11 protein-coding genes are annotated in these 8773 nt (G+C 68.6%); all 11 read right to left on the bottom strand.

Annotated elements, in window-relative coordinates; translation table 11 throughout:
• Window positions 1-848, bottom strand: an 848-nt coding sequence (locus A5714_RS22610; protein WP_156747454.1) for a 2Fe-2S iron-sulfur cluster-binding protein, incomplete at its 3' end; no start/stop codon positions are given.
• Entirely contained in the window at window positions 845-2185 is a 1341-nt protein-coding gene (gene nuoF / locus A5714_RS22605) for an NADH-quinone oxidoreductase subunit NuoF (RefSeq protein WP_068289083.1), read from the bottom strand. The genes A5714_RS22610 and nuoF, both read right to left, overlap by 4 nt.
• Complete coding sequence (gene nuoE, locus A5714_RS22600) at window positions 2185-2964, bottom strand: NADH-quinone oxidoreductase subunit NuoE (RefSeq protein ID WP_068070384.1); 780 nt, start codon at window positions 2962-2964, stop codon at window positions 2185-2187. The genes nuoF and nuoE overlap by 1 nt, the downstream gene beginning before the upstream one ends.
• Complete coding sequence (gene nuoD, locus A5714_RS22595; RefSeq protein WP_068289080.1) at window positions 2961-4292, bottom strand: NADH dehydrogenase (quinone) subunit D; 1332 nt, start codon at window positions 4290-4292, stop codon at window positions 2961-2963. The genes nuoE and nuoD overlap by 4 nt, the downstream gene beginning before the upstream one ends.
• Window positions 4292-4999: an NADH-quinone oxidoreductase subunit C gene (locus A5714_RS22590; RefSeq protein WP_068070386.1), complete on the bottom strand. Its 708-nt coding sequence runs from the start codon at window positions 4997-4999 to the stop codon at window positions 4292-4294. Before A5714_RS22590 ends, nuoD begins: the two co-directional genes overlap by 1 nt.
• Window positions 4996-5550: an NADH-quinone oxidoreductase subunit B family protein gene (locus A5714_RS22585; RefSeq protein ID WP_068070387.1), complete on the bottom strand. Its 555-nt coding sequence runs from the start codon at window positions 5548-5550 to the stop codon at window positions 4996-4998. Before A5714_RS22585 ends, A5714_RS22590 begins: the two co-directional genes overlap by 4 nt.
• Before the next feature lie 8 nt (window positions 5551-5558).
• Window positions 5559-5936, bottom strand: coding sequence for an NADH-quinone oxidoreductase subunit A (locus tag A5714_RS22580; protein ID WP_068070388.1), 378 nt, complete (start codon window positions 5934-5936; stop codon window positions 5559-5561).
• Between the two features lie 269 nt (window positions 5937-6205).
• Window positions 6206-6619 (bottom strand): response regulator transcription factor, encoded by a 414-nt coding sequence (locus A5714_RS22575; RefSeq protein ID WP_068070389.1) that lies wholly within the window; start codon window positions 6617-6619, stop codon window positions 6206-6208.
• Between the two features lie 30 nt (window positions 6620-6649).
• Window positions 6650-7186, bottom strand: a complete 537-nt coding sequence (locus A5714_RS22570; protein ID WP_068289077.1) for a YceI family protein — start codon at window positions 7184-7186, stop codon at window positions 6650-6652.
• A 192-nt stretch (window positions 7187-7378) separates the two neighbouring features.
• Entirely contained in the window at window positions 7379-7720 is a 342-nt protein-coding gene (locus tag A5714_RS22565; protein WP_068289075.1) for a DUF6285 domain-containing protein, read from the bottom strand.
• On the bottom strand, window positions 7717-8724 hold the full coding sequence (locus tag A5714_RS22560; protein WP_068289072.1) for a phosphotransferase family protein: 1008 nt from the start codon (window positions 8722-8724) through the stop codon (window positions 7717-7719). Before A5714_RS22560 ends, A5714_RS22565 begins: the two co-directional genes overlap by 4 nt.
• Window positions 8725-8773 lie beyond the last annotated feature (49 nt).

The raw sequence follows: 8773 nt of genomic DNA, 5'->3' as shown, positions 1-8773 counted from the left end.
CGGAAGGCCCACCGGCCCTTGTCGCAGTTCCACTCCTCGTTGACCTCGGGGTCGTCGCCAGCCAAGCGGCGCAACACCTTTCCACGCCGGTGGTCGGTACGCTCGGCGCAGCCGCCCGCGCAGTGCTCGCAGACGCTCGGGCTGGAGACCAGGTCGAACGGGCGGGCGCGGAACCGGTAGGCCGTTCCGGTCAGGGCCCCGACGGGGCAAATCTGCACGGTGTTGCCCGAGAAGTACGACTCGAACGGCTCGTTGGCGTAGATGCCGACCTGCTGCAGCGCACCGCGCTCCTGCATGTCGATGAAGGGGTCACCGGCGATCTGCTCGGAGAACCGGGTGCACCGGGCGCACAGGATGCAGCGCTCGCGGTCCAGCAGCACCTGGGCGGAGATGTTGATCGGTTTGGCGAAGGTGCGCTTGACGTCGGTGAAGCGAGAGTCGGCGCGCCCGTTCGACATTGCCTGGTTCTGCAGCGGGCATTCGCCACCCTTGTCGCACATCGGGCAGTCGAGCGGGTGGTTGATCAACAGCAATTCCATGACGCCGTGTTGCGCCTTGTCGGCGGCTTCCGAGGTCAGTTGGGTGCGCACCACCATGTCGTCGGTCGCGACCGTGGTGCACGACGCCATCGGCTTGCGCTGGCCCTCCACCTCGACCAGGCACTGCCGGCAGGCGCCGACGGGGTCCAGCAGCGGGTGGTCGCAGAACCGAGGGATCTGAATGCCCATCAGTTCGGCCGCGCGGATCACCAACGTGCCCTTCGGCACGCTGATCTCGTTACCGTCGATGGTCAGCGTCACCATCTCGGGCGCAGCGACGCGGTTTCCGGTATCGGCCGTCTGGGTCATGATCCCCCTTTGTCCGCCGTCAGCATGGAGTCTCGGGGGTCGAATGGGCAGCCGCCCCCTTCGACGTGGGCGACGTACTCTTCGCGGAAGTGTTTGATCGACGACATCACGGGGCTGGCCGCACCGTCGCCCAAGGCGCAGAACGACTTTCCGAGGATGGTGTCGGAGATGTCCAGCAACTTCTGGATGTCCTCGCCGGTGCCCTTGCCGGTCTCGAGGCGCTCGTAGATCTGGTCCAGCCAGAAGGTGCCCTCCCGGCACGGAGTGCATTTGCCGCAGGATTCGTGCTTGTAGAAATAGGTCCAGCGCCGCACCGCTCGCACCACGCAGGTGGTCTCGTCGAAGATCTCCAACGCCTTGGTGCCCAGCATCGAGCCGACCCCGCCGACGCCCTCGTAATCCAAAGGGACGTCCAGGTGTTCGTCGGTGAGCAGCGGGGTGGAGGAGCCACCCGGGGTCCAGAATTTGAGCCGGTGGCCTTCGCGCACGCCGCCGGCGTAGGCGAGCAACTCGCGCAACGTGATGCCCAGCGGCGCCTCGTACTGGCCCGGGCGGGTGACGTGTCCGGACAGCGAGTACAGCGTGAAGCCGGGCGATTTCTCGCTGCCCATGGACCGGAACCATTCGACGCCGTTGAGAACGATCGAGGGCACGCTGGCGATGGTCTCGACGTTGTTGATCACGGTGGGGCAGCCGTAGAGCCCGGCGACCGCGGGGAACGGGGGACGCAGTCGCGGCTGGCCGCGCCGGCCCTCCAGCGAGTCCAGCAGCGCGGTCTCCTCGCCGCAGATGTAGGCGCCGGCGCCCGCGTGCACCACCAACTCCAGGTCGAAGCCCGAACCGTTGATGTCGCGGCCCAGGTAGCCGGCGGCGTAGGCCTCGGCCACGGCGTTCTGCAGGCGGCGCAGCACGGGCAGCACCTCACCGCGCACGTAGATGAACGCGTGGCTGGCCCGGATCGCGTAGGCGGCGATGATGACGCCCTCGACGAGGACGTGCGGTGTCGCCAGCATCAGCGGAATGTCTTTGCAGGTACCGGGTTCCGACTCGTCGGCGTTGACCACCAGGTAATGCGGCTTGGCGGCCGCGCCGCTGTCGCCCTGCGGGATGAACGACCATTTCGTGCCGGTGGAGAAGCCCGCGCCGCCGCGCCCGCGCAGCCCGGAGTCCTTGACCAGGCCGATGACCGCGTCGGGCTCCATGGCCAGGGCCTTCTTCATCGCCTGGTAGCCGTCGTTGCGCTCGTAGGTCTGCAGCGTCCACGACTGCGGGTCGTCCCAGTACCGGCTGATCACCGGCGTCAGCGGCGTCGACTGGGGTGCGGTCGGGGCGGCCATCACTGTCCTTCCGCGGCGTGGTCCGGCGCGGGGGGTGCCTGCATCCGGAGTTCCTTGGCCACCTTCAGGCCGGCCAAGGTGGCCGGCCCGGCCCCGCCCTGGCCCTGATCGGGCCGCTCGTCGGGCAGGCCGGCGAGGATGCGCGAGGTTTCCCGGAACGCGCACAGCGGCGCGCCCCGCGTCGGCGCCTCGGGCGTGCCGGCGCGCAGCGAATCCACCAGCCGGCGCGCCGATTCGGGCGTCTGGTTGTCGAAGAATTCCCAGTTGACCATGATCACCGGCGCGAAGTCGCACGCGGCGTTGCATTCGATGTGTTGCAGCGTGACCGAGCCGTCGGGCGTGGTCTCGTCGTTCCCGACGCCCAGGTGTTCCTTGAGGCTGTCGAAGATGGCGTCACCGCCCATGACCGCGCACAGCGTGTTGGTGCACACGCCCACCAGGTAGTCGCCCGTGGGCCCGCGGCGGTACATCGTGTAGAAGCTCGCCACCGCCGAGACCTCGGCGCCGGTGAGTCCCAGCTGCTGCGCGCAGAATTCGAGGCCGGCGGGCGTCAGGTAGGAGTCCTCCGACTGCACCAGGTGCAGCAGCGGCAGCAGGGCCGAGCGCTTGTTGGGGTAGCGGCCGATGATCTCCTTGGCGTCGACCTCCAGGCGGGCCTGCACGTCGGACGAGTACGACTGCGGCGCGCCCTCGACGACGAACGCGTTGGGTTCGTCCGGCGGCGGCCCGAGGCGCAGGAAGACGCGCTCGCCGCTGCCGCTGACGTTGGGTTCGCTCATCGGTCCACCCCGCCCATGACCGGGTCGATGCTCGCGACGGCGGTGATCAGGTCTGCGACCATCCCGCCCTCGCACATCGCGGCGACCGACTGCAGATTGGTGAACGACGGGTCGCGGTAGTGCACCCGGTAGGGCCGGGTGCCGCCGTCGCTGACCATGTGCACGCCGAGTTCACCGCGCGGCGACTCCACCGCCGTATACACCTGCCCTGCAGGCACTCTGATGCCCTCGGTGACGAGCTTGAAGTGGTGGATCAACGCCTCCATCGAGCCGCCCATGATCTTCGCGATGTGCTCGGGGGAGTTGCCCATGCCGTCGGGGCCCACCTTGAGGTCCGCCGGCCAGGCGATCTTGCGATTCTCGATCATTGTCGGGCCGGGCTTGAGCTTGTCCAGACACTGCTCCACGATCTTGATCGACTCCCACATCTCCTTGACGCGAATGATGTAGCGCCCGTAAGCATCACACGTGTCGGCCGTGATCACGTCGAATTCGTAATTCTCGTAGCCGCAGTAGGGTTCGCTCTTGCGCAGGTCGTGCGGCAAGCCGGTGGCCCGCAGAATCGGTCCGGTGATGCCCAGCGCGACGCAACCGGTGAGGTCCAGGTAACCGACGTCCTGCGTGCGGGCCTTCCAGATGGCGTTCTCGTTGAGCAGGTCGCCCATCTCGCGCAGCACCTGACGCAGCGGTTTGAGGGCGTCGGCGATTTCGGTGTGGGCGTTGGGCGGCAGGTCCTGCGCGACACCGCCGGGCCGGATGTAGGCACTGTTCATGCGGAGGCCGGTGATGGATTCGAACAGGGTCAGCACGATTTCGCGGCCGCGGAAGCCGACGAACATCGGGGTCATGGCGCCCAATTCCATGCCACCGGTGGCCAACGCGACGAGGTGCGAGGAGATCCGGTTGAGCTCCATCATCAGCACCCGGATGACGTTGACGCGTTCGGGGATCTCGTCGGTGATGCCGAGCAGTTTCTCCACGCCCAGGCAGTAGGCGGTTTCGTTGAAAAACGGCGACAGGTAGTCCATGCGGGTCACGAAGGTGACGCCCTGCGTCCAGTACCGGTATTCGAGGTTCTTCTCGATCCCGGTGTGCAGGTAGCCGATTCCGCACCGGGCGTCGGTCACCGTTTCGCCTTCGATCTCCAGGATCAGCCGCAGCACGCCGTGGGTGGACGGATGCTGGGGGCCCATGTTGACCACGATGCGTTCGCCGGGATCGGCCGCGCGGGCCGCCTCGACCACCTGGTCCCAGTCCTGCCCACCGGCGACGATGACCTTCTCGGGGCTGTCCGAGGCGCCGGGCGCCGAATCCGTGACGGTGCTCATCAGTTGTACGCCCTCCGCTCGTCGGGTGGGGGTATCCGGGCACCCTTGTATTCGACGGGGACCCCGCCGAGCGGGTAGTCCTTGCGTTGCGGGTGGCCGTGCCAGTCGTCGGGCATCTCGATGCGGGTGAGCGAGGGATGCCCGTCGAAGATGATGCCGAAGAAGTCGTAGGTCTCGCGCTCGTGCCAGTCGGTGGTCGGGTACACGCTGTACAGCGACGGGATGTGCGGATCCCCGTCCGGCGCCGCCACTTCCAGGCGAACTCGGCGATTGTGTGTGATCGACTGCAGCGGGTAGACGGCGTGCAGTTCCCGGTCCTTCTCGTGCGGGTAGTGCACGCCGCTGACGCCCAGGCACATCTCGAACCGCAGTGGCGGGTGGTCCCGCAGGCGTTGCGCGACCGCCGGCAGTTGTTCGCGGCGCACGTGCAACGTGAGCTCGTTGCGGTAGACCACGACTTTTTCTATCGCATCGGCGAATTCGACACCGCTGCTTTCCAAAGCCTGGGTGAGGTTGTCGACGACCTCGTCGAAGTAGCCGCCGTAGGGGCGCGGGCTGCTGCCCGGCAGCAGTACCTCGCGGACCAGCCGGCCGTACCCCGAGGTGTCACCCGACCCCTTGGCGCCGAACATGCCGCGTCGCACGTCGATCACTTCTTCGTCGTTGCGGCTGACCGCTTCTCCCGGGTCCTGATCCGGCGAGCTCATCGCAGCAGCCCACGCATCTCGATCGTGGGCCGGGCCGACAGCGCCGCCTGCTCCGCCTCGGCGATCGCGGTCTCCCGGTTGACGCCGAGCGGCATCTCCTGAATCTTGTCGTGCAGCTTGAGGATTGCGTAGAGCAACATCTCGGGGCGCGGCGGGCAGCCGGGCAGGTAGATGTCGACGGGCACCACGTGGTCGACGCCTTGGACCACCGCGTAGTTGTTGAACATGCCGCCCGACGACGCGCAGACACCCATGGCCAGCACCCATTTGGGTTCGGCCATCTGGTCGTAGATCTGCCGCAGCACGGGCGCCATCTTTTGGCTGACGCGGCCGGCGACGATCATCAGATCCGCCTGGCGCGGCGTCGCCGAGAACCGCTCCATGCCGAACCGCGCGATGTCGAATCTCGGCCCGGCCGTGGCCATCATCTCGATCGCGCAGCAGGCCAGCCCGAAGGTGGCGGGCCACAGCGAGTTCTTGCGGACGTAACCGGCGACCTTCTCCAGCGTCGACAGGAGGATGCCACCGGGCAGCTGTTCTTCCAGGCCCACGTCTTACCTCAATCCCACGTCAGGCCGCCGCGGCGCCACACGTAGGCGTACGCCACGAACACCGTCAGCATGAACACCACCATTTCGACCAGCGCGAACGTTCCCAACGCGTCGTAACTGACCGCCCAGGGATACAAGAACACGATTTCGATGTCGAAGACGATAAAAAGCATTGCGGTCAGGTAATACTTCACCGGGAACCGCTGGCCGGGGGTCGCTTGGGGGCCGCTGACCGACGTCTCGGTGGGCTCGATCCCGCATTCGTAGGCGGCGAGCTTGGATTTGTTGTAGCGCGACGGGCCGACGAGGCTCGCGATCGCTACCGAGCCGACCGCGAAGGCAAAGGCGATCGCGCCGAGCACCAGGATGGGTATGTAGACGTTCAATTCGCTCCAAGATCCGTCGTGCGGGCCCCCCGGAGGCGGCCAGGCGGTCACCGGGCTGCTGTGACGTACTGGGTCTGAAGCGCGCCACAGTGATCTTCAACATAGCGTTGCAGCGCGCGTCGCGCTTGCTCGGGGTGGGGCCTGCCGTCACCAAGTGGCGCCTGGGACGCCTGAGACGGGCGTGCGGCGAGGAATCGAGGTGGCCGTCGGCGACGGTGGCGAAGAGGGGCGACGGCCGGCTGCCGCGCCCGTTTACCGAGGTCGAAGGGCTAGCGGGTAGGGGTGCGCAGCAAGCCGATGACGGTGCGGCCCAGCACGATGGGGTCCAGCGGGTGCGGGACGGCGGCCTCGGCGCGCGACCAGCTGGCCAGCCACGCGTCGTCGGGCCGGCCGGTGAGGACGACGATCGGCGGGCAGGTCTCGAGTTCGTCCTTGAGCTGCTTGGCGATCCCCATGCCGCCGGTGGGGGTGGCCTCGCCGTCGAGGATCGCCAGGTCGATGCCGCCCTCGTCGAGCCGCCGCACCACCATGGGACCGGTCGCGACCTCGACGTAGGTCAGCTCGGGCAGGTCGGGGTGTAGGTGTTTACCCAGCGCCCGGATCACCTGCTCGCGGGTCTTGGCGTTGTCGCTGTAAACCAGGACCCGCAGGGCCACGGTCGAGTCGGGGCTGGAGTCGGACACGGTGCAGATGGTACTGGTGTCGTCGCCGTTTTATCGGGATGCCCGCACAAAGATGGCGTCGGCCGCCACGGTTGCTGTCGGGGCCATCATGCCGAGCCGGTTCCAGCCGAGCCCGAATTGCGCCCGATCGAGTTTGGTTTCGCCGGCGACGCGGATGGCGCCGTCGTCGAGCTCGGAGATGGTGACGGGCACAGGGAGCGAGGCGGTGTTGCCCTTGATCGTGAAGTTTGCCTGCAGGTCGGCGGCTTTGCCTGCGGTCGGGTGCACCGCGGTGACGACGACGGTGATCTCGCCGTAGCGCTCGACGTCGAAGAAGTCCGCCGAGCGCAGGTGCTCGTCGCGGCGGCCGATGCCGGTGTCCAGCGAGGCGGCCCGAATGTCGACGCGGCCGAAAACCGCTCCGGCGTCGGTCAATTGACCGTCACCGCTGAACTCGGTGAACCGGCCCTTCACGCGCATCAGGCCCCACATGTTCCGGATCGCGAACGTGATGGCCGTGCGGTCCGGCACCAAGGTCCACACGCCGGTCAGCTCGGGATCTTTCAGCAGTGACTCCAAGGTTGTCATCGGCTCCCCATCTGTCGCACCCGCGTCGTCGCGCAGAATCTAACCCCTCGGCGGGTGGCGGCGCGACGCCAGCGGGATCGCCGCGCCCGCCGGCCGCGTCGACCAGGCCGCCGCGGCCGGCCCCGATCTCCTTGCGCGGGCGTCAAACGCATTGTCCGGCAACGTCGTTCGTGGTGGTGCGCGCCGGGGGACTTAGCCCGACGACTCGTACCCCGGGTGCGCGACGGCCAGGCGATGTCGCACCACCGTGCGCAGGCACGCGACGACGTCACCGGCGCGCCCGTCGAGCCGGCCGGCCCGGATGGCGGCGGCGAGCTCCTCCTCGTCGGCGAACCCCAGGTCGGTCAGGGCGGCGCGGGCCTCGGCCTCGCCCTCGTCCAGGAGTTCGCGCTCGACGATGCGCAGCGCGTTGGCGGCCACCCGGGCGTGGAAATTGACCTGACCCGTGGTGGCCTCCCGGACGTCGGTCTCCAGGAATTCGGCGACGGCGGCGACGAGTTCGGCCGCGAGCGGGCGGCCGTAGGCGCCGATCATCGGGGGGCCTCGTCGAGCAGTTCGAGCAGATCCCATTCGGTCTCGCAGACCCGGCGGCCGATGGTCGCGAGCTCGACCGAACGCAGTTCACCGCTGAGATGCCGTTCGGCCTGGAAGCGGCAGATGACGCCCCACCGCAGCGTGGCCAGCACCAGCCACCAGTGAAACGCCACCCGGTCGACGGTAGTCGCGCTGGCCTGTTCGTAGGCGCGCAGGAAGCTTTCGACGCTGCCGAGCCCCCCGGCGCCCTGCCCGGCCGGGGCGCCGAACCGCCAGGCGCGGATGCAGAACCAGGCAAGGTCTTCACACGCCTCGCCGAGGTGCACCAGCTCCCAATCCAACACGGCGGCGAGGTCGGCACCGTCGACGATCAGGTTGCCCATCCGATAGTCCCCGTGCACCAGCACCGTGGCGGTCGGGGCGGGCCGGTGCGCGGCCAGCCAACGAAACGACCACTCGAAGGTGGCCGTCGTGTCGTCCATGGCGTCGAGCCGGTCGCGCCACTGGGCGAGCTGGTCCTCGTGAGTCAGCCGGGGCACGCGTGGGTCGGCGCGGTGGATCGCGGCCAGCGCCGTGGCGCACTGCCCGAGCAGCCGGGTGCGGGCCGCGTGCCCACCGGCGGCGTCGAGCTGGCGTTGGATGCGCCGGACGATGGTCTCGCCACGGACCTCGTCGCAGATGAGATACGGGGTGCCCAAGGCGTCAAGGGAATCGGCGGCGATTAGGACGTGCGGGACGGGCGCGCCCGCCGCCGCGGCGGCGGCCTGGGCGCTGGCCTCGAGCTCCATGCCGGCGTGCACGGCCTCGGGCGGCCCGGTACGCAGGATGAGCGAGCGGCGTCGTCCGGCCAGGTCCGCGTCGAACGCCCAGGTGGTCCGGCTGGCGCCGCCGGTCAGGGCGCGCAGGTTCTCGATCGCGGGCTCACCGCCGAGCACCGGCGCCAGCACGCCGCGCAGCGCGAGCGCCAGGTCGACGGCGGTGGCCGCGCGGCCCGGGCCCGTCACTTTGCGCCGAACTTCAACAGGCGCTGGGCCACCCGGCGGATCTGAATCT

Origin of the sequence: Mycobacterium sp. E2462, from assembly GCF_001672685.1 — a bacterium.
GTDB lineage: Bacteria > Actinomycetota > Actinomycetes > Mycobacteriales > Mycobacteriaceae > Mycobacterium.
Note: the sequence above shows the minus strand (reverse complement) of the source record. Positions and strands in the feature narration are given on the sequence as shown.